We start from the raw sequence: 22,865 nt of genomic DNA on the forward strand, positions 1-22,865 counted from the left end.
AAGTAAATTATCAAGGCAGGTTATTCATATAGCTTGTCTTTTTTATATCTAGTATTTACGCTTTAATGATAGAAATCACCGAAGGTGCTTATGAACTACGATGTATCGCTTCTCGAAATTAAACTGTTTTTGATGACCAATCAGTTTGGTAATTTTTCTGAAGTCGCACGACGTCAAGATATGACGCCTTCGTCGGTGTCTAGAAAAATGGCGCAACTGGAAAATAAAGTGGGAAGCAAATTACTGCACCGTCATACAAGAGCCATCTCGCTGACAGAGGAGGGCGTAGTTTTTGTTAAGCACTGTACTGAGATCATACGCCAGTATGAACTAGTGGCGGAGCAGATAGAGCAGAAAGCTGATTCGCCCCGTGGCACCATTAAAATAAGTGCTCCCGTGGCGTTTGGCCGTTTACATATTGCTCCCTATATTCCTGAATTATTAGACAAATACCCGCTTCTTAAGGTGGAAATTCATCAAACAGACAGCTTTGTTGACCCAGCCCAAGAAAGCATCGATTTATTGATACGCATTGGTGTATTGCAGAATTCTTCAATGCGAATGAAACGGTTCGGTGTACAACAATACGTGATGGCAGCGAGCCCTGAATATATAAAGTTACATGGTATGCCTGAGACGGCTGAGCAACTTGAAGGGCATAATTGCTTGGTTTTTAAAGGCACAAAGGGTTTACAACGCTGGTTTATTGGTAAAGAGGAACTTGCGCCTTTTGATGTGACAGGTTCGTTATACAGTAATAACGCAGAAACCTTGGTATCGAGTGCCGTAGGTGGCGCAGGAATTGTAATGTTTCCAACCTGGTTAATTGGCGAAGAATTAAAAATAGGGAAACTACTTCCGATTATGATAGACCATAAAGTCTCAACTACCTCAGAAACTCAGACTATTAATGCTTTATATCTTGAGACTGATAACTTAGCACCTAAAGTACGAGTGGTTATCGATTTTCTGACAAAAAAATACGGCACCCCATGTTACTGGGATGCCGTTTGATTTAAGCAAATAGCTTGCTGGTCAATTTGTTTAGTGCAGGAAGAAAGATAAACACTGCCAAGCTAACTATGACGATATCGATTAGCAGGGTTGCTAAAGGAGATATCGCTGATAATGACATTACTTCAAGTAGTGGCAACATCATTTTTGGGATGACAAGGGTCAGTGGAAAGATGATGGTTAATACATGCAAAAACTCATGCACTGTTTGCTTGTTAAATATTCTCATTGTTATTCTCCTCTGAAAAGATGAGAGGAGTTTATCGGCAATGGGAGGCTTTATTAAGTAGTTAAGACTGCTAACACTTATGCAGATATCGCAAAGGAATTATCAACATGAAATGGGTGACATTTTCTTTGTCGAGGGTGCTCAATTTCACTATTTGGATTATAGAAAATATACGCCCTAACTTATTCCTGTCCAAAAACGAGTTTACCCGACTGTCGGCTTCTCGCTCATAGCGGCTTGCCAGATGAAACCTAAGCTTAATAATTAAAACTCTCTGAACTGATGTGAATCACTCCAAATTACCCTACTAAAAATGTCTCTATTACCCGCTCTCTAAACCCACCAAAGGCTTGTAAAAAACTTGCTTCTTGAGGTTCAGTTTTCAGCTGATTTGATTCACTTAAGCCCCATGAAAATAATAAATCATCAATTTCCGCAATCGGTTGACTATCGGGCCTAGTGGAGCTTGTCTTTTTATGAGTCTCTGCTCTAAAACATTCATTCGCTATGGCGTTATTTCTTATTAGTACACAAGTGTCAGGTAGCTCTTGGTCAATTCTATTTGCAAAAGTGCTTAGTGTTTCTTCGGCTAGGGTGAATAGCCAAGCTTCTTGGTTGGGGGAACTGTTTACTCTTAATATACGGCCAAGTACCTGCCTAAAATAAAGCTCGGTTTTAACTCTGCTTAAATGGCAGCACACTTGGAGTCTTGGTATGTCAGTACCTTCCGACACCATTCCAACGCTTACAATCCATTGTGTGTTGCTAAAGCGAAAAAGACGGATTCTCTCGCCTGCATCGCTTTCTTTGTAAGTAACTATGGTTGCTGATTGATGGAAAATCTCTATAAGAACTATCACTATCTGCTCTGCATGCTCAACAGAAGAGGCAACAATTAACCCTGCGGCATTGCTATTCTGCTGTCTAATAGTGGCGAGCTTACTTACTCCTTGAGCAACAATATAATTAATTACAGCTTCGTGCTTAATTAGATCTTGGTAAGAAATCGATGGGTCTTTTAGCAAAGACTTTAATGAGTTATAGGTTTTAGTTTCCTGTTTTGCTGTTGTTACCGAAATCTCTTCATTATCAATTAAAACAATTTTGGGGTTACGGCAAACGCCATCATTAACCGCCTGTTGCAGCGAGTAAGTGTAATTACATATTATTTTATTATCAGGGTCGCTATAAGTCGCCAGCGCAATTGGGAGAAGGTCAGAGCGCCAAGGTGTGCCTGTTAAAGCTAACGTGAAAGCGGCTTGCTGTTGAATATTTTTAACAATATCTTGCCCCCATACATTGGCATCCTCAATGCTTGAACCAGCACAGTGGTGTATTTCATCAAACACCACTAACACACGGTTGTTCTTTAATAACTTCCAATAGTCGTCATTAAAAAAGCGCATATTTTGATAAGTATACGAACAACCAACTGAGCCAATAACACCGTCAAAATTACAATTTAACCGTTTAGCAAACGTCTTTCTAATACCATTAGCCACCTCGCTAGAGGGTGAAAAACAAATCACAAAGTCTATTTGCTTAGTTTCAAATAAATACGCTGCCACTTCTGCCGCCAACACGGTTTTACCAGCCCCTGGTGTAGCTAAACAAAAAAAGTGTTTATGGTTTTGAGAGTAATGCTTTTTAACTGCCGATAAGCAGGCTGCTTGCCAACCTCTTAACATGGTTGTTTTTCTGTTATTTTATTACCCAATAAAGTCTGCAAAGCATTTATTTTGCCAAGTAATTTAATCGACTTTTCCTTTGCTTGAGTGTGATGCAGCTGCAACTGTACTTGCAGCTTAGGGTAGCGTGCAGAAAGGCGCTGATACTCTTTAGCTTCTTCAAGTACAGTATTTAAATCAATCTCGTATGTTAATAAATCTTTTTTAAGTTCTTCTTGGTACTCAATAACTTTAACTGTTTCGGCCGAAATATCAGGAGCGCCAATATTTGCAGTATCTATTTGTTTTACTTTGCCTCGCCTTGAAGTAGGAACGATTTCTAAACTTGAAAAAAGCTCTGTTGTTGAATATATAACCTCTTTAGCTCCCTTATTTAATTTATTGGTTCGTCTTAAAAGCCCATTTGCAACATTGCGAGTTAATTGGCGATATACAAACTTTCGGGTTTCTACTGGATCAGTAAACTCAGATTGTTCACGCAACAAAGCATCTTTAGCTTGCGTCACAGTGAAATTATTCATCTGCTTGATTACCAAAAGAAAATGTAAAAATACATTCATATTCGCTTTTTTACTCATTGCTAAACCTTACTACTCACCATAAACTTAGGATTCCTAAGTATACATGCTCATGTAAAAACTAGACAATCATTTAAATGTGAGAGTTACCAAGATGAAGCAACGGTGCAGGTTAAATCCTTTTTTACAGAGCGTCTTAAAGAGGCTCGAAAGCGAATGAAAATAAGCCAAAAAGAGTTAGGTGTTAATATAGGGATGGATCCAAGTTCAGCCAGCGGCAGAATGAACCATTACGAAACAGGTCGACACATGCCCGACCTAGCTACTTTAAAAAAGCTAGCGAGCGAGCTAAACGTTCCCGTAAATTACTTTTTTTGTGAGTCAGAAGAAAGCGCAACTCTAGCGTGTTTAATCGAAAAGCTAGATGAAGAAGGTAAGCGTAAGCTAATTAAGCTACTAGAGCAGTAAAGTATACGTATAATCGGGCGTAAATATATGCCTGATTTACAGTAGTCGTTTTTTAACAAACATACTTTTTTAAAATTATTTTATACTTCTTTGTTAATACCAATTTATTACTAATTAACACTCAGAAATCCACGACCTTTGCGGTATGATAAGCCAATAATTTATATTGATATTCTTGCAAAGAGAGACCACATGGACGCTGCATCAAAAAAGCCTGCAACAAAAAAAGCCACAAAAAAAACACAAGTCGGGTTTGAAGAATCCCTTTGGGATGCCGCCAATAAACTGCGCGGGAGTGTTGAGTCAGCCGAATACAAGCACATTGTTTTAAGCTTAATCTTTCTTAAATTTATTAGTGATAAGTTTGAAGGGCGTAAAAAAGCCATTATTGCCGAGTACGGTGATGAATACATCGACATGGTCGACTTTTACGCGATGGATAACGTGTTTTACCTGCCAGAAGACGCACGCTGGTCGTATATTCAAGCCAACGCCAAGCAAGGCGATATTGCCGTTAAAATAGATACCGCACTGCACGCGGTTGAAAAAAACAATAAATCACTCGCGGGCGCATTGCCCGATAACTACTTTTCTCGCTTAGGGCTTGATGTGAGTAAGCTCTCTGCGTTAATCGATACCATTAATAATATCGACACCATTGCCAACCAAAACGAAAAAACAGAAGAAGACTTAGTTGGCCGTGTTTACGAATACTTTTTAGGTAAGTTCGCCGCATCTGAAGGTAAAGGCGGGGGCGAGTTCTATACGCCTAAGTCAATTGTTACCCTAATAGCCGATATGATAGAACCGTTCGAAGGTAAAATTTACGACCCATGTTGTGGCTCGGGCGGTATGTTTGTGCAATCGCTTAAATTTATAAATAGCCATAATGGTAACCAAAAAAATGTGTCTATTTATGGGCAAGAGTACACCAACACCACCTATAAACTGGCTAAAATGAACTTAGCTGTACGCGGTATTTCGGGCAACTTGGGCGATATAGCAGGCGATACGTTTTTTAAAGACCAACACCCAGACCTAAAAGCCGATTACATAATGGCAAACCCACCGTTTAACCAAAAACAGTGGCGCGCCGATAATGAACTAGTCGACGATGCCCGCTGGGCCGGTTACCCAACACCGCCTACCGGTAATGCTAACTATGCGTGGATCATGCATATGATCTCAAAACTTAGCGAGCATGGCACCGCAGGCTTTGTACTGGCTAATGGTTCTATGAGCTCTAACACCAGTGGCGAGGGCGATATTCGCCAAAAAATAATCGAAAACGATTTAGTCGATTGTATGATAGCCCTACCAGGGCAGCTGTTTTACACCACGCAAATTCCGGTGTGTTTATGGTTTATAAGTAAAGACAAACGCGGCAATAACGAAAAAGGCCTACTAAAGCGCCGCGACCGCCAAGGCGAAACGCTATTTATAGATGCCCGCGAAATGGGCTCTATGGTTAACCGTACTTTAAAAGAACTCACCAACGACGACATAGCAAAAATAACCGAAACCTACCACCTTTGGCGCGGCGAAGAGCTAACCACAAATCAAGAACAAGAATACGCAGATATCGCCGGTTACTGTAAATCAGCCACCCTTGCCGATATAAAAGCAAACGACTACGTACTGACCCCAGGGCGCTATGTAGGCGCTGCCGATATTGTAGATGATGGTATCTCGTTCGAGACTAAAATGACTGAGCTAAGCCAAACCCTTTACAACCAAATGAGCCAAAGCGATGCGCTTGATAAAGCGATTCGTAAAAACTTGGAGGCGCTTGGCTATGGGGAGTAAAGTTAAATTAGGGAACTTACTTTCTCTATTGACAGATTATCATGCGAACGGAGCGTATAAAAAGCTTAAAGAAAATGTAGAGTTGTTTGATGAGCCTGATTATGCAGTAATGATAAGGACTACAAACTTCGAACAAAATAATTTTGACTCTAATCTAAAATATATTTCTGAACATGCTTATAACTTTCTAGAAAAATCAAAAGTTAAGGCGGGCGATATTATAATGAATAAAATAGCTAACGCAGGTAGTAGCTATTTGATGCCTGATCTTAATTGTCCAGTCTCACTTGCGATGAATCTATTTTTGCTAAGAATTGACGAAGATAAAGCTAATTCTACTTTTGTATATTTGTATTTAAAACTCAATGAAGATTATGTGAAAAGTTTTGCAAATGGCTCAGTAACTAAAACCATTACAAAAGAAGCGGTAAGAAATCTAGAAATAGAGCTACCTGAAAGGTCAATGCAAGATTATATTGTTAAAGTGTATATGGATTATGTTAGTAAATTGACCCTAAACCAAAAAACCAACCAAACCCTAGAACAAATGGTGCAGGCGTTATTTAAAAGCTGGTTTGTTGATTTTGATCCGGTGTTCGACAATCTCCTTGCTAGCGCTGATTTTAAGTTAGAAAACCTTGAAACTAGTCTGCCTGACGAGTTAATACAAAAAGCACAGCGCCGCTTAGCGGCACTGGACAGCTTAGAAAATGCGGCCGAAATAAAAACCTCACTCAGTGCGCTCGCTCACGAATTGCAAGCACTCTCACCAACAAAAGAAGCAACACAAGCAGCAGTGCAAATATTAGGTAAAACCGCTGAAACACCCGTTAAAGCAAACGTGAGCGCCAACCCTAAAATATTAGCGCAACACGCCAACACCCACGCCCACTTCCCTAATGAGTTCGAACACAACGAACAACTAGGCTGGGTACCAAAGGGCTGGAGTGTAGATAAAGCTGATAAAGTAGCAGATATTGCTATCGGAAAAACACCTCCTAGAAAACAAAAAGAATGGTTCAGCGATAACCCTTTAAACAATAAAGTTTGGGTTTCTATAAAAGATATGGGCGGAAATAAAACTTTCATTGGAGATAGTAGTGAGTATCTAACTTCAGAATCAATTTCTAAGTTTAATGTTAAAGTTGTGCCTAAAGATTCAGTTATTCTTAGCTTTAAGTTAACACTTGGGCGTGTTTGTATAACTAAATGTGATTTAACAACAAATGAGGCCATTGCTCACTTCGTAAACCCTAAACATTCAATGAGTAAAGAGTATGTTTATCTATATTTAAAATGCTTTGATTATGGGTCTTTAGGCAGTACTTCCTCTATTGCTACAGCTGTTAATTCTAAAATAATTAAAGCGATGCCTTTTTTGGTTCCTAATAAAACCGTTTTAAGTAGTTTTAAAGGTAGTGTAGAAAATATATTTTTCAAAATGGATACACTTGGAAGTGAGACAACAAGTTTAACTAAACTCCGCGACACTTTATTACCCAAGCTCATCTCTGGTGAACTACAAATACCCGATGTAACCATTGATGAAGAAGTGGTTAATTAATAACCTTAGCTGAGCGTTAAAGGCCAAAATAAAAAGAATAAGGATGTTTGATGAAATTTACTGAAGCCAAATTAGAACAAGCGGTGGTTGAGCTATTAGGCGAGCAAGGCTACCCGCATCTACTAGGCGGTGAGCTGAGCCGTGATAATAGCGACGTATTAATTAAAGACGACTTACGTGCTTTTTTAACCAAGCGCTACGCTGAAAATAATATTACAACGGGCGAAGTCGATTCAATTATTGCAAAGCTTGAAAAGCTGCCTGCCAGTGATTTATATGAGAGTAATAAAACTTTTTGTAAGTGGCTGAGTGATGGATTCTTACTTAAACGGGAAGTACTTACACGCGAGCGAGGCATGGTGGCAGGCAACGCAGCGCAAAAAGATTTGTATATTCAGCTGCTTGATTACGACAACGTTGAGCAAGGTTTAAAAAGTAGCCTAATAGCAGGCAGTGCTATGGCCGCTTTAGATAAAGTAAGTGAAGCAAGCGTTACTTACCTACAAGACGATAACATTTACCGTTTTGTTACTCAGTTAGAAATAGAAAGCCCCACAAGTTACGACAACATTGAACTGCGTATTCCCGATGGCATTTTATATGTAAATGGCTTGCCATTGGTGGTGTTTGAATTTAAAAGCGCAATACGCGAACAAGCCCCTATTTTTGAAGCGTATGAGCAGTTAACGGTGCGGTACAGGCGCGCTATTCCGCAGTTATTTGTGTTTAATACCTTGTGCGTTATAAGCGATGGCGTAAACAATAAAATGGGTAACTTATTTGCGCCTTATCAGTTTTTTTACTCGTGGGGAAAAGTAACGGGGCAAGAGCTGACAGCGCAGGAGGGTATTAACTCGTTACATACTTTATTGCAGGGCTTGTTTGATAAAGCTCGCCTGCGCGATGTAATGCGCAATTTTGTGTTCTTCCCCGATTCTGATAATAAAAACGCTGGCAAAAAAGAGATAAAAATTGTGCCGCGTTACCCGCAATATTATGCGGCTAATAAGCTATTCGAAAATATAAAACGGCATTTAAAACCACAAGGTGATGGTAAAGGCGGTACCTACTTTGGCGCAACAGGGTGCGGCAAAAGTTACACCATGCAATTTTTAACACGCTTGTTGATGAAAAGCGTTGAACTTAAAAGCCCAACCATTATTTTAATTACCGACCGAACCGATTTAGACGATCAGCTTTCTCAGCAGTTTGGTAATGCTAAAACCTACATTGGTGATGACACGGTAAAAACTGTTACCAGCCGTACTCACTTACGCGAGTTATTAGAGGGCCGTAACAGTGGCGGTGTATTTTTAACGACCATCCATAAATTTACCGAAGACACTCAGTTATTAACCGATCGCACTAACGTTATCTGTATCTCTGATGAGGCGCATCGTAGCCAAGTAAATCTTGATCAAAAAATTACCATTACAGAAAAGGGGGTGAAAAAGACCTTCGGTTTTGCAAAGTACCTGCACGACTCACTGCCAAACGCTACCTATGTTGGTTTTACTGGCACGCCAGTAGACGCCACGCTGGACGTGTTTGGTGAAGTAGTTGACTCGTACACCATGACTGAGTCGGTTAAAGATGAAATAACCGTACGCATTGTTTACGAAGGCCGCGCCGCTAAGGTGTGTTTAAACAATAGCAAGCTGGCTGAAATTGAAGCTTATTACAAAGAATGCGCCGATGCAGGCAGTAACGAGCTGCAAATAGAAGACAGTAAAAAAGCCACCGCTAACATGAATAGCATTCTAGGCGATCCTGACCGCATTAAAGTGTTAGCAAGGGACTTTGTTGAACATTATGAAAAACGCGTTGAGGAAGGCTCTACGGTCGCAGGAAAGGCGATGTTTGTGTGTAGCTCGCGAGGTATTGCCTATCAGCTGTATCAAGAACTAGAAGAACTATGCCCACATTGGTTTGATGTAGTAGATACTGATGACGCGCAAAAGCTATCAGATACCGAGCGAAAGCGCGCCATTAGCGAAGGCCGTATTGCCGCCCCCTCTGAAAAAGTAAAAATGGTGATGACCCGTGGTAAAGACGACGTTGAACGCTTATATAATTTACTTGGCAGTAAAGACGAACGTAAAGAGCTTGATAAACAATTTAAAAACAAAAACTCAAACTTTAAAATAGCCATAGTGGTCGATATGTGGCTAACCGGTTTTGATGTGCCATTTTTAGATACCATGTACATAGATAAGCCACTGCAAAAGCACAGCTTAATACAAACTATTTCTCGGGTTAACCGCCAGTTTGAAGGCAAAGATAAAGGCCTAGTAGTTGACTACATTGGTATTAAATCTGAAATGAACAAGGCCCTTGCGCAGTATTCAAAAACAGACGAAACCAACTTTGAAGACATTACTGCCTCGGTTATTGAAGTCAAAAACCATTTAGCGCTACTTGCAGAGCTATTTCATAAATTCGACAGCAGCCCGTATTTTACCAGTGAAGCCGTAGCCCAGCTAAACTGCTTAAACCACGCTGCCGAGTTTGCACTAATTACCGAAAAACGCCAAAAGCGTTTTATGGATTTAGTTAAGCGCTTAAAAGCCGCTTACGATGTATGTTGTGGCAGTGAAAAAATTAACGAAAACGAGCGTAACCACATTCACTTTTACCTTGCCATTCGCTCTATTATTTACAAACTAACCAAAGGTGAAGCGCCCGATACCGCGCAAATGAACGCCAAAGTACGTGAAATGATAAGCGAAGCCCTGCAAAGCGACGGCGTAGAAGAAGTATTTAAACTCGGTAATGAAGACGGCGGCGAAATCGACATTTTTAATGACGACTACATTGCTAAAATAGAAAAAATAAAACTCCCCAATACCAAAATAAAAATACTGCAACAAATGCTAGCTAAAGCCATAGGCGAGCTTAAAAAAGTGAACCAAACTCAAGGTATCGACTTTACTAAACGTTTTGAATCGCTGGTACAGCGCTACAACGAACGAAAAGAAGATGACGTACTGGTAAGTAGCGTACTTAATGATTTTTCAGAAAGCATGGTTGATATGATTTACAGCGTACGCGACGAAATGAACGCCGGCGACGAGCTAGGCATTGATATTGAAGAAAAAGGCTTTTACGACGCCTTAAAAGCACTCGCGGTTAAATACGACTTTGACTACCCCGAAGATAAGCTCATTGAGCTCGCTCAAGCGGTAAAAGTAATTGTAGACGACAAGGTAAAATTTGTAGATTGGAACCACCGCGACGATATTAAATCAGCTTTAAAAGTAGAGCTGATTTTAATACTGGCTAAATTTAAATACCCACCAATTAGCCGCGATGAAGTGTACAAAGAAATATTTGAGCAAGCACAGAGTTTTAAAATAAACCAAGGCTGATTCAGAAGACCAATAACTAAGTGGAGACGTGTGGATGAAAGTGAAGTAACGGTTAATTTTTTAAAATTGAGCAATGGCAATTATTACCTTTGCTATGTAAAATCAACAGGCGTTCAAAAATAATATCTTTGACATAATTTTAACAGGGTAAGCTCAGAATTTTGTTGGATATATTATAACTATTAATATGGAATTTTATGAAGTTTAGGTTGAAAAAGGAGCAATATGCTTCGTTAATGTATAGTTTATTTTGGACTAGCTTGACTTTTTTATTTGTCAGCATTCCATTTCTAGGAATTAATAAATTTCAGCACCTTAGTGACAGTGATTTTAGCACTTCCTTACCTATTAATACTATGCTCTTACTAGCCTTAACTGCTGTGTCACTGATTTCTATTGTACAAAAAAGAAATATCCTCTTTACGTTTAGCCTTGGTATTATGGCTACTATATTGTTTATTAGCGCACTTAGTTATACAAATAAATTAATTTCAAACTTTACCATGCCTTGGCTACAGTTCTTCTGTTGGGTTCTGGTCTTAATTGGTTTGCTTAGTGCCTATAAAAAGCAAAGTCCTTTTTTTAGAAAGTGCAGTGTGATCAGTTTTAGTATTCTGGTAGTTGTAGTCATATCTTTATTCTCTGTTAACTCTGGCTCTTTAGGTAGTTTGCAATTTAGTACAACTCCTTATGAATCCTCAAACACTTCTATTTTTCTCCTTTTTAGTGCTGCTGCTGGGTTGATTATACCAATGGCTTCTCTCTTTGATATTAAAGCTCATAGTCGTAGTTTAGGCAGTTGGCTTGTACTACTACTTGCAACTTTCACATTTTTGCTGTGGTTAGATTTTATGCATCAAATAGAAGATGCTAATGGAAAAGTAGCCAAGGAAACTTTATCAAAAATTCAGCAACAAACAGAACAAACTATAAAAGAACAGAAAAGCTTGATGCAAAGGTTAAGCGATCGTATTACTGGAAGTGATTTTATTTACCCTACAAAACAGTTGAATTTAGATTTTAAGACCTACTTACGTGATTTTAGCTATCTTGACTATATTTCTATTTTAAACAGTTCAGGAAATTTGCACTACTCCGCAGCACAAACTATAGCTATTAAAAAATGGTACGACGACTATGTTGCTACTAAATCAATTTTGTGGCCAGAACAACGTGATAACGAGAATGACGAAAACGCTTATTTTTATTATGACAATCGAATAGATCATACTTTCTTTACTCTACGACTACGTCAGCCTAACACGCATGAGTTATCTGTCATAGTTGCAGGAATAAACTTCAAACAACTGATGCAGTCAATAATTCCTCGAATTGTACCCAGAGGTTATGCCGTCACTTTAGCCCATGAAAATAGTCAAGAACTTTTAGTAAGTCAGCTTGACCCTACGCGACAATACTTTTTATTAAGTAAGAACAACCTTCACAATTCGCAAAGTGAAATGAGATGGCAGTTATCTTTGTATCAAGATTTTGATATTCGACCTAACTATGTCCAGCAGGAAGCAGGATTGATATTAATTGCTGGATGGTTAGCTTGCTTTTTAGCATTGCTATCTCAACAGTATCAGCAACAAATTCATATGCATAAGACGCGTTTAATTTCCGGAAACCGAAAACTCCGCAAAAGCCTTAGTTTACAAAAAAAATTGAAAACACATCATATGAAGTTTATGGAAAATTCAGCCGATCTATTACTTATTGTTGATGGGGATGGAAGGATTTTAGAGGCCAGTCATTCCAGTTATACAATATTAGGTTATACCGCAGAGGAACTTAATGGCAGGATGTTTATGGATTTTGTGCATCCAGGTGATCATCAAGCCACTGAGCATGAAACTCAAAACATCATTGAAGGGCAACATACTAAGCAATTTCGGAATCGGTATATTCGCAAAAGTGGTGATGAGGTGCATTTAATGTGGTCAGCACAATATGTGGCTAGCATGCAAACATTGTATGCCGCAGGGAGAGATATCAGTGAATTAATTAAAGCAGAAAGCTATCAAAAAGCGCAGCAGCAAATTTTACACCTGATTTCGGTCGATGCCCCACTTGACGAAATATTAAAGAGAATATGCTTAATGGCGCAAATTCATTATCCGGCGGTTAAGGCATGTGTGATGCTCAAAGTTGGTCAGAAACTAAAGATTGCCTCAGCGCCCTCATTTAGTAAGCAATTTCATTCAGCGTTAGCTAATATCGATATAGATGATAATGTGGTTTCATGTGGTACAGCAGCTTTTAATACTAAGTTAGTAATTACAAAAGATATTAGCAGTGATAAAAGTTGGCAGGGTTACGCAGAGGCTGTTTTAACTGAACAACTATTGGCCTGTTGGTCATTACCAATGGTAACAAGAGAACATAAGATACTAGGCACATTTGCGCTTTACTGCAAAGAGAGTAGAGCGCCGAATTCGGAAGAGCTGGAGTTATTAAGCAGTTGCTGCCGCTATGCTGCTAATGCAATAGAGCGTACAGAGCAAAAGCGTTTATTGTCAGAAAGCGAGCAACGCTTTCGCTCGTTGTATCAGTTTAATCCTGATCCGGTTTATATTTTAGACCAGCAAGGTTGTTTTACAGCAATGAACAGATCAGGCTGTGAATTATTACAGTGGCCGTTAACTGATTTACAACACATTCACTTTGCTGATGTTATTGTTGAAGAACATCTATCTCGGGTTACGAAATACTTTAAGAATGCTTTAACTGGTAATTCGGAAAGCTTTGAAGCGAGTATAGTAAGTAGTAATGGCTCGCAACACGAATTAAACATAACAATAATCCCCACCTGGGTTAATGGCAGAGTAGTTGGTGTTATTGGTATTGCTAAAGATATCACTGAGCGCTTAAAAATAGAAAAACAACTTAAGTTGTTTAAAAGAGCGGTTGATGCAAGCTCAAATGGAGTCATCATCAGTGATATTACCCAAAAAGATATGCCTATAAGCTATGTTAATTATGGATTCGAGAAACTCACGGGCTATAGCCAAGCAGAGATTGAAGGTAAAAACTGTCGCTTCCTACAAGGTAAAGAGCGGGACGAGATGGTTACTAAGCAAATTCGTAATGCTATCGCGGCAGAACAGGAAGTTAGCGTAGTACTGAGGAATTACCGTAAAGATGGCAGTGGCTTTTGGAATAGTTTATTTTTATCACCAGTACCTAATGATGATGGGGTCATTACTCATTATATTGGTATTCAAACTGATATAAGTGGGCAAAAAAATTATGAAGATGAACTTGCTTTTAATGCGTTTCATGATTTATTAACTGGCTTACCCAACCGAAAGTTATTACATGACAGATTATCGCAAAGTATCAAGATCAGTTCACGCCATAGAGAGAAAGTTGCAATACTCTTTATTAACCTAGATGGCTTTAAATTAATTAACGACAGTCTCGGGCACTTAGTTGGTGATGAGGTTCTCTGTAAAGTAAGTGCACAAATTAATAAACAAATTCGTTCAGGCGATACACTAGCTCGAGTCGGTGGAGATGAATTCATATTAATGCTTCCGGATTTAAATGAACTTAATCAATTAACAATTATGGCTGAACGGGTTCTTGGTGTAATCTCTGAACCATTTTTAATAAGTGGTAAAGAACTAGAGTTAACTGCAAGTATTGGTGTTAGTGTTTTTGATGAGGGCATACATGAGCCTATAGAGCTTATTAAACGGGCTGATTTAGCTATGCAAAGAGCAAAACAAGTCGGTCGTAATAATATTCAGTTTTACGAATCTGGCATGGAACAAACTCTTAGTAAACGACTCAGTCTCAGAACAATGCTAAAGCAAGCGGTAGCAAATCAAGAATTTGAGCTCTTTTACCAACCACAAGTAGCAGCAGACAACGGGCATATTATAGGCATAGAAGCGTTATTACGGTGGCAACACCCAGAACTTGGGTTTATTGGACCTGATGAATTTATCCCAATAGCAGAGGAAATGGGGTTAATCGTTGAAATCGGTCAATGGGTGATTGAGGAAGCTTCCAATTACAACCGCTCTTTGCAACAGCGAGGCTTGGCTAAGGTTATAATGGCGGTTAACTTGTCTTCACTGCAATTTCAACGTGTGAGCTTTGTAGAGCAATTAGAAGCAACATTGAACCAAGCAAAATTAGAACCTAAGTGGTTCGAGTTAGAATTAACCGAATCACTATTATTAGAAAACATTGAACAAGTTGTAGATAAACTACAGCACCTGAAGCAATTAGGTATCAGTATTGCTATCGACGATTTTGGAACTGGTTATTCCAGTTTAAACTATTTAAAGCGCCTACCGATTGATAAGCTAAAAATAGACAAGTCATTTATACGAGAGCTAGTAACTGATCAAAAAGATACAGCCATTACCCGTGCGATTATTGCGATGGGGCACCAATTAAATTTAAAAGTGGTTGCGGAAGGGATCGAGACGTTATCGCAAGCGAATTTGCTAAACAAGTATGGCTGCGATGAACTACAGGGCTATTATTATTCCAAACCGTTACCTAAAGATAAGTTTGAATCTTTTTTAGAGCAATATTCTCCGATACATGCCCTTGAAACTAAAGCTTGTTTACCTAATTTGCTTCTTGTAGATGACGAAGAAAACATACTACATTCTTTAAAAAGAGTTTTACGCAAAGAGCCAATAAATATTCTCACTTGTAATAGTGCCTTAGAGGCATTTAATCTACTTGCGTTACACGATATACAAGTGATTGTCTCAGATCAGAGAATGCCTGAAATGAGTGGCACTGATTTTTTTAAAGAAGTGAAAGAAATGTATCCTGACACAATTAGGATGATTTTATCTGGCTATACTGATCTTCGCTCCGTAACAGAAGCGATTAACAAAGGTGCTATTTATAAATTTCTCACTAAGCCTTGGAGTGATGAAGAGCTTAAAAGAGAAATCTTATCTGCTTTTCGTATGCACAAGCAACGTTTTTAATAAAAGTAATCAGGGGGCTATTAATGTCAATAGAACAGAGTGAGCTGGAACGTCTAAGAAAACAGGTTGCACAGTTAAATGATCAGCTCATGCACTCAGAAAAGCTAGCATCACTAGGGCAGCTTGCGGCTGGTGTAGCACATGAGATAAATAACCCAATAGGCTATGTCGCTTCAAACTTATCCGCTTTAAATGAGTACATAAATAGCCTTATGATGCTAATTAAGCAATTAAGTAAAGAATTACCCATAGAGAAAACTAACAGACTGAAGCTGGCACATGATTTTGATTATATAAATAAAGATTTACCCATTTTATTATCTCAATCTGAATCTGGGCTAAAAAGAGTTATTGAAATCGTTCATGATTTAAAAGATTTCTCATACTTGGATGATGCAGAATTCGAAGAAGCTGATATCCATTTAGGAATTCAAAGTACGTTAAATATTCTTGGTAATGAGTTAAAATACAAAGCAAAGGTTAATACATCTTTTGCTGATTTACCTTTAGTTAGGTGTATAGCCTCTCAAATCAACCAAGTCGTTTTAAACTTAATATTAAATGCGGTACAAGAAATAGAACACAATGGAGAAATAACAATTACAACCGGTTATGATGATATGTGGGTTTGGTTTAGTATAGAAGACAATGGTCCTGGTATAGAGCAAAGTATATTAGAGTTGATTTTCCAACCTTTTTTTACTACGAAAGAAAAGCATAAAGGTACTGGTCTTGGGTTAGCTTTATCTAGAAGTATTATTGATAAGCATCAAGGTGTAATTGAAGTTAAAAGTAAACTAGGTTCAGGTAGTTGCTTTACAGTTAAATTACCTATATCAATCAAAACTGAAAAAAGGTGAACTTATTTTCTTTGCAATTTATGTGTCTATGTTTGAAAAGCGGTTTTATATTTTGAAAACAAATAAAAGGATTCCTATTTTAATGGTGACGTATTATGTTGCTTAATAATTTTAATATATTAGTGGTTGATGATGCACCTTTAATATGTAATTTTTTATATAGTGTTGCCTATAAAATCCCGGGCTTCAATGCGTATAAGGCATTTGATTATAAAGCAGCTATTGATATATTGGAGACACAAGAAATAAACTTATTAATTACAGATATAGAGTTAAAAAAAGAAAGTGGTTTAGAATTATTATCTCGTATCAGGTCTGGTAGTTTTACCCTTACAGCTCATGATATTCCAATTATTGTTCTTTCTGTAAACTCATATAAAGAATTGATACATCAATGTGTGAAATTTGATGTAAATGACTTTTTGGTAAAACCTATCTCTTCAGTTAAATTAACAGAAAAGATACATGAGCATAAACGGGCTGAGAGAACTATAAAACCCGCAGAGTACTATTTAGAGAAAATTAAGGGCGCTACGGATAACCATCAATCCTTTAAAGAATATAGTCACCGTGGTGTAGCAATTGTTTTAGGTTCAAACAAGAAAGATATAGAGCCAGAGGTAGATAAACAACAACCTGATATATCAGTAAAAAATCGCGATTTTTTAGAGTGGCCAGATAGTGCTACGACAGGGCATCATCAAATAGATCGTCGCTTAAAGAAAGTAGCCTATACAATAAGTTATTTTTATAATTCGATTATTGAAAATCGGAGATATGTTGCAATTGAAAATGCGCGAAGTCGGGTATGTGAGTCTGCCGATTACTTAATATATATTGGAAAGAATATTAAGCAGTATGATCATAGACCTGATTTTTTAAAAGCATTCCAGATATGTCTTGATAGACTTGAAATCTTAATAGCTCAAATTGCTTCCGCTAACTTAAAGAATCGAAACCAAGTACTCGCTTTACTAAGGAAGCTATCGGCATGGTGGGCGCAAACATGTAACCGGCCACTAATACAGGCGTAAATATCTAAATGGAAGATAAATTATATGACTCTAAGATAATAAATCTTAAACATCTGATTGAAATTTTTGACGATGATAGCGTTGAAACAATTACGTCTGCTTTATCTGACTTTTCTTATTCTGCTAAGAACAATATCGAATCTATCGAAAAATATTTTTTAGTGGGCAACTTAGAGGAAATATCCTATTGTGCACATAATTTAAGTGGCTTGTGCCGTTTTTGTGGCGTGATATTACTTAGTTCATTGAGCGACGAATTATACTTAGCGGCTAAAAATAAAAAAATTTCATTAATCAAATGCTTGGTTTTAGATATATCGCTTCATTGGCCTATATTGGAAATACAAATTAATCACATTATAAAACACTATAGAGGCTTTAATGGCTAAGGTATTATTCATTGACGATGAGCCTTTTATTTTAGACGCGTATGCAAGAATGTTGAAAAGTTCGGCTTTTGAATGCTTTACATTATCAGATAGTACTCAAGTGTTTCAGCACCCAGAACTACTTAATTTAGATATTATTGTTGTTGATCACCTGATGCCACAAGTAACAGGTGTTGAGATTTTGATAGCACTAGAAAAAAAATTCCCTACTATAAAAAAAGTTCTTATAAGTGGAGATACTCATAAATTAAAAAACGCTCCATGCGACAAGCTATTACAAAAGCCAGTCAAAAAAATATATCTATTAGATTGTTTATCTTCTTTAATTTGAGCCTCCCATTAACTGGTAACTGGCTCCCAAGTACCTGACAGAGCTCTAGCTTTCTATGGCCAAATACAAGCTTACAGGCTGTTAAAATTTAGTCTTTTGTAAATTAGTGATGGTTTGGTGGGCCTCATTGAATGAGTATCATATTAAGTCTTATCTAACCAACTAGTGTGTGATTCATAGACATCATTTCACTTTTCGTAGTTGAAGATCACGCTGATAATTCGATAACTGAATGCGTTCATTTTCAGTTTCGTAGTTAGCGTGAGCGTCTTCCCAAAGCGGTGTTTTTTCAAGGCGTTCACATACAACATCCATTGAAGTTTTACCTTTGAATGAGCCGTGAGCGCGTTGTCAATTATAGTAATGCTGCCACTTAGGTAACGTTTCATTTTTGAGTTCGTCCAAATCCAAATTAACGGTCGAATAAAACTCTTCTTTATCAGTTCTTTGTGACCTTTCAACTTTGCCATTTAAGCGAGGATAGCCTGGCTTATTGGGGCGAAATTTAATGCCATGCTCCATCAATTTGAGCTGTACTTTTTCAGCAAAAAACTCCGTTCTGAGATCCGTTTAAACTCGCTGTAGCGGGAATGGCATTTCTTCTATTACCTTATCGATGAAGGTAAGAGTATTGGCTGACGTTTTACGCTTAAAAACGTCCACACGCGATATCTAGAGCAATCATCAACAGCAGTATATTGATAAATCCCTAGTGCAATTTTACATGTATCCATCTGAACTCGCTCACTAGGAATAGGCCTTTGGTATCGAATGAAGTCTTTTTTCTTCCGCTGAAAAGCTATTGGTTTTACTTCATGTTTGGTCAGCTCTTTGTGAATTGAAGCAAGCGATAGCTGAAATTATGCTCGCGAAGAAGCTCATTTTGAATTCTTCTGGCACCAAGTTTTCTATCTCTCTGAGTTTAAGAATCCACTCTTCAATTCGATTATTAATTTTAGAGTTTGGGGAGCTGTGCGGGCGTCTAGAAACGTCCTGTAGGCTGTCTAGTCCTTTCTCTTTGAATCGCTTGTACCACTTTCGAAGAGTGGGTCTAGAAATTCCACACCGACGACAAACTAGGCCCGCATTATTGGTTTCTTCGTAAAGCTCAATCCACTTTAAACGTTGTTTAATTTCTTTGTTCATAGAGTCATAGTATATTGAAACGACCTCTATGAATCGTACAGCTAATAAGAATCAGTAATAGTATATAGGGCAGCTATACAATAATATTATTTATGATGTGGCTTGCATATTAAATGGGATGGCTTTATCTTTTAGCTTAGGATTACTAAGTTTTAAGGTGTTGGATGGCTTTTCTATTTTCTCCCAAGGCTCGGGCATTTTCTGACGAATCGTTGGAAAGTTACTTGTTACGGGTCGTTTCTGAGAATTTATTTGACTCGTATGAAGGGTTGAGCTTAGCTATTCGCGAAGAGCTACATGATCTTGATTTTGAGGCGCATGGTGCATTCCCGATAGATTTAAAAAGGCTCAACGTATACCACGCCAAACATAATAGTCACTTTAGAATGCGGGCTTTAGGGCTACTTGAAACGCTACTAGATTTACCTCGGTACGAGCTTCAAAAGTTGGCTTTGCTAAAGTCAGATTTTAACTTTAACTCCTCCGTCGCTTTATATAACAATGGCGTAGACATTCCCCTGAGGTTTATTCGTCACCACGCCGAGGGGGCTGTTGATTCGATTCCGGTATGCTCACAATGTCTTGCAGAAGAAGCTTATATAAAACAAAGTTGGCATATAAAGTGGGTAAATGCATGCACTAAACATCAGTGTGCTTTGCTACATAACTGCCCAGATTGCTGCGCTCCAATTAACTATATCGAGAATGAGTCAATTACTCATTGTTCATGCGGTTTTGAGCTGTCTTGCGCTCGTTCCTCACCTTCAAATACATTAAGTATTAAGCATTTAAATAAATTACTGGATAAAGGTGAGCGCAACGATAGTAACCCGCTATTTAACAATACCACGCTCACAGAACGTTTTGCTGCGCTTCTTTGGTATCAGGAGCGGTATTCTCAAACAGATAACTTTTGTTTAAATGATGCTGTGAACTATTTTAGTAAATGGCCAGCAGTTTTTAATACAGAGCTTGATGAACTAAGTAAAAATGCAGAAATGAAGCTAATAGATCTGTTTAATAAAACTGAGTTTAAGTTTATTTTTGGGGATGCTATTTTGGCTTGCCCGAGTACTCAAAAGCAGAGAGAGTATCACTTTATTTATGGGGCTCTATTAGATTATTTAGTTACTTTGGTTGAGAGTAACCCTAAAACTAAAAAGCCCAACGCAGCCGACTTATTAGTAAGTGTATTGGAGGCTGCAACTTTATTAGGTACTTCAGTAGAGCAGGTTTATAGGTTGTACCAAGATGGTATTTTGCAAACGGCATTTCGTCATAAAATGAACCAGAGGATCAACCCTTATAAGGGCGCGTTTTTTTTAAGGCATGTTATAGAGTACAAAACTAGTTTTGGAAATGATAAAGCTAGAATGTATTTGTCGGCATGGTGAGTATATGCATTTAAAAGAACTGCTAGAGATTACAGACACCACTGAGCGAGATAGATTATTACGTCGTGCTTTTAGCCCTTATACGGCAATGATTGATATAACAGGCAGCGAAGCCGTTGCTCTGACTATTTTGTTAAACCTGACTTATCGAAAAAACCAAGTTGATGACTTGCTGGATAAAAAGCTAGCAAAACAGGCTTTAAAAAGTGAAGACCATATTAATAAATGTATTAAGGAAATAGCGTGGTTTCATACTCATAATTTAAAGTACCCTGATATTAGAGTCAGTAAGCAAAATTTAGTCGTAGAGCCTCCACCACTGCACTCTTATGTTTTGAGTAGTGCTAACTATCCTAAAGCCTATGGCTGGTCACATGACTCTGCTAAGGTAAATGTAGCTAAATTATTTGTTAGTTACTTTAAATGGCAAAATCAAGTCAGTTGGCTGGCACAAGTATTAGCTACGAACTCGGATAACTGGAAATCCGCATTTACCTCTCTTGGGTTATCCGTTAAGGCATTTAAAAGCTTATGTGTAACCGTTAAAAATTCATTGCCTGAAGAGGATGTTCCCGACTCTGTTGACCGCTACTCTCGCCAAATTAGAATGCCTTATCATGATGGTTACTTAGCTGTTACGCCTGTAATTAGCCATGTTGTTCAATCAAAAATTCAACAGGCGGCAATTGATAAACGAGCTCGATTTAGCAATGTAGAGTTTACGCGTCCTGCTGCTGTCAGTATGTTAGCTGCTTCCTTAGGTGGTGTTATTAATGTGCTTAATTACCCTCCTTATATACGAAGTAAATATCATGGTTTAAGTAACTCACGAGCATTTAAATTAAATAATGGGCAAACAGTATTTAACGTTGAGGCACTATTAAAGCCGGAATTAATTAAAGCTTTAGAAGGTATTATATTTAGTAATAATGCGCTGGCTCTTAAACAGCGTAGACAACAAAAAGTAAAAAATATTAAAGCGCTGAGAAACACGCTTTTAGAATGGTTTTCACCTGTATTTGAATGGCGCTTGGACGCTATTGAGAATGGGTATGACTTAGAACAGCTTGAGAGTGCTTCAGAGCGACTAGAGTATAAAATACTATCGCTACCCGACAATGAACTCCCTTCGCTAACGATTCCTTTATTTAGGTTACTAAATGAAATGCTTGGCGGTGTGAGTATGACACAAAGGTATGCTTTTCATCCTAAATTAATGAGCCCTTTAAAAGCAGCTTTACAATGGCTACTTATTAATCTTACAAATCAAAAAAACGAACTGGTTGAAGAAGATGATGAACATTATCGTTATCTACATTTAAGCGGTATACGCGTGTTTGATGCGCAAGCATTATCAAACCCTTACTGCTCAGGTATTCCATCTTTAACCGCTGTTTGGGGTATGATTCACAGCTACCAAAGAAAACTTAATGAGGCGCTAGGAACAAATGTACGGTTCACATCCTTTTCTTGGTTTATTAGGAATTATTCTGCTGTAGTCGGAAAAAAGCTTCCTGAACTGAGCCTTCAAGGCGCTCAGCAAAGTAGGCTTAAGCGGCCAGGAATTATCGATGGCAAATACTGTGATTTGGTATTTGATTTAATAATACATATTGATGGTTATGAAGATGACTTACAGGCAGTAGATAGTAAGCCTGACATTTTGAAAGCGCATTTTCCATCTAACTTTGCAGGTGGTGTTATGCATCAGCCTGAGCTTAATTCAAATATAAATTGGTGCTGTTTATATAGTAATGAAAATCAGTTATTTGAAAAGTTAAGGCGACTCCCTTTATCCGGTTGTTGGGTTATGCCAACTGAGCACAAAATACAGGATTTAGATGAGCTACTCTTATTATTAAATAGTGACTCTAAACTAAGCCCATCTATGATGGGATATATGTTACTCACTAAACCGATGGCTAGAGTTGGAGCGGTTGAAAGACTGCATTGTTATGCTGAACCAGCAATAGGAGTGGTGAAATACGAAACGGCCATTAGTGTTAGGCTAAAAGGTATTGGTAACTATTTTAATAGCGCTTTTTGGATGCTAGATGCGCAAGAAAAGTTTATGCTAATGAAAAAAGTTTAA

The 22,865-nt window shown here is 38.1% G+C and carries 15 protein-coding genes and 1 pseudogene; 12 read left to right on the plus strand and 4 right to left on the minus strand.

Annotation, left to right across the window (positions count from 1 at the left end; translation table 11 throughout):
- The first annotated feature begins 90 nt into the window (after window positions 1–90).
- Window positions 91–1,014, plus strand: coding sequence for a LysR family transcriptional regulator (locus H5157_RS04055; RefSeq protein ID WP_182724191.1), 924 nt, complete (start codon window positions 91–93; stop codon window positions 1,012–1,014).
- Window position 1,015: 1 nt separating this feature from the next.
- Here the strand turns inward: H5157_RS04055 and H5157_RS04060 are convergent, their stop codons facing one another.
- The 3 genes from H5157_RS04060 to H5157_RS04070 form a co-directional block, all read right to left on the minus strand.
- Window positions 1,016–1,243, minus strand: a complete 228-nt coding sequence (locus H5157_RS04060; RefSeq protein ID WP_182724192.1) for a hypothetical protein — start codon at window positions 1,241–1,243, stop codon at window positions 1,016–1,018.
- A gap of 299 nt (window positions 1,244–1,542) precedes the next feature.
- The gene (locus H5157_RS04065) at window positions 1,543–2,931 is read right to left on the minus strand and encodes a DEAD/DEAH box helicase (protein ID WP_182724193.1); all 1,389 of its coding nucleotides are present in this window, start codon (window positions 2,929–2,931) and stop codon (window positions 1,543–1,545) included.
- Window positions 2,925–3,509, minus strand: coding sequence for a hypothetical protein (locus tag H5157_RS04070; protein WP_182724194.1), 585 nt, complete (start codon window positions 3,507–3,509; stop codon window positions 2,925–2,927). Before H5157_RS04070 ends, H5157_RS04065 begins: the two co-directional genes overlap by 7 nt.
- A 105-nt stretch (window positions 3,510–3,614) precedes the next feature.
- Between H5157_RS04070 and H5157_RS04075 the strand changes: the two genes are divergently transcribed.
- From H5157_RS04075 to H5157_RS04120, 9 genes are all read left to right on the plus strand, one after another.
- Complete coding sequence (locus tag H5157_RS04075) at window positions 3,615–3,917, plus strand: helix-turn-helix transcriptional regulator (protein WP_310736826.1); 303 nt, start codon at window positions 3,615–3,617, stop codon at window positions 3,915–3,917.
- A 192-nt stretch (window positions 3,918–4,109) separates the two neighbouring features.
- A complete protein-coding gene (locus H5157_RS04080; RefSeq protein ID WP_182724196.1) occupies window positions 4,110–5,723 on the plus strand; it encodes a class I SAM-dependent DNA methyltransferase in 1,614 nt (537 codons plus the stop codon).
- Window positions 5,713–7,287: a restriction endonuclease subunit S gene (locus H5157_RS20805; protein WP_220496799.1), complete on the plus strand. Its 1,575-nt coding sequence runs from the start codon at window positions 5,713–5,715 to the stop codon at window positions 7,285–7,287. Before H5157_RS04080 ends, H5157_RS20805 begins: the two co-directional genes overlap by 11 nt.
- A 50-nt stretch (window positions 7,288–7,337) precedes the next feature.
- A complete protein-coding gene (locus H5157_RS04095; protein WP_182724197.1) occupies window positions 7,338–10,655 on the plus strand; it encodes a type I restriction endonuclease subunit R in 3,318 nt (1,105 codons plus the stop codon).
- 197 nt (window positions 10,656–10,852) lie between these two features.
- Entirely contained in the window at window positions 10,853–15,619 is a 4,767-nt protein-coding gene (locus H5157_RS04100; RefSeq protein WP_182724198.1) for an EAL domain-containing protein, read from the plus strand.
- A gap of 23 nt (window positions 15,620–15,642) precedes the next feature.
- Window positions 15,643–16,479 carry a sensor histidine kinase gene (locus tag H5157_RS21040; RefSeq protein ID WP_085065411.1) on the plus strand — a complete coding sequence of 279 codons (837 nt, stop codon included), beginning with the start codon at window positions 15,643–15,645 and terminating at the stop codon, window positions 16,477–16,479.
- A gap of 95 nt (window positions 16,480–16,574) precedes the next feature.
- Window positions 16,575–17,513 carry a response regulator gene (locus tag H5157_RS04110; protein WP_182724199.1) on the plus strand — a complete coding sequence of 313 codons (939 nt, stop codon included), beginning with the start codon at window positions 16,575–16,577 and terminating at the stop codon, window positions 17,511–17,513.
- A gap of 8 nt (window positions 17,514–17,521) precedes the next feature.
- Window positions 17,522–17,902: a hypothetical protein gene (locus tag H5157_RS04115; RefSeq protein ID WP_182724200.1), complete on the plus strand. Its 381-nt coding sequence runs from the start codon at window positions 17,522–17,524 to the stop codon at window positions 17,900–17,902.
- Window positions 17,895–18,233, plus strand: coding sequence for a response regulator (locus H5157_RS04120; protein WP_029772124.1), 339 nt, complete (start codon window positions 17,895–17,897; stop codon window positions 18,231–18,233). Before H5157_RS04115 ends, H5157_RS04120 begins: the two co-directional genes overlap by 8 nt.
- A 183-nt stretch (window positions 18,234–18,416) precedes the next feature.
- Here H5157_RS04120 and H5157_RS04125 read toward each other — a convergent pair.
- Window positions 18,417–19,379, minus strand: a pseudogene (locus tag H5157_RS04125) (IS481 family transposase).
- Window positions 19,380–19,543: 164 nt separating this feature from the next.
- Here H5157_RS04125 and H5157_RS04130 point away from each other — a divergent pair.
- Both H5157_RS04130 and H5157_RS04135 read left to right on the plus strand, forming a co-directional pair.
- Window positions 19,544–20,773: a TniQ family protein gene (locus tag H5157_RS04130; protein ID WP_182724201.1), complete on the plus strand. Its 1,230-nt coding sequence runs from the start codon at window positions 19,544–19,546 to the stop codon at window positions 20,771–20,773.
- 4 nt (window positions 20,774–20,777) lie between these two features.
- Window positions 20,778–22,865 (plus strand): type I-F CRISPR-associated protein Csy2, encoded by a 2,088-nt coding sequence (locus H5157_RS04135; protein WP_182724202.1) that lies wholly within the window; start codon window positions 20,778–20,780, stop codon window positions 22,863–22,865.

The organism is Pseudoalteromonas sp. SG43-3 (genome assembly GCF_014164385.1).
GTDB classification, from domain to species: Bacteria; Pseudomonadota; Gammaproteobacteria; order Enterobacterales; family Alteromonadaceae; genus Pseudoalteromonas; species Pseudoalteromonas distincta.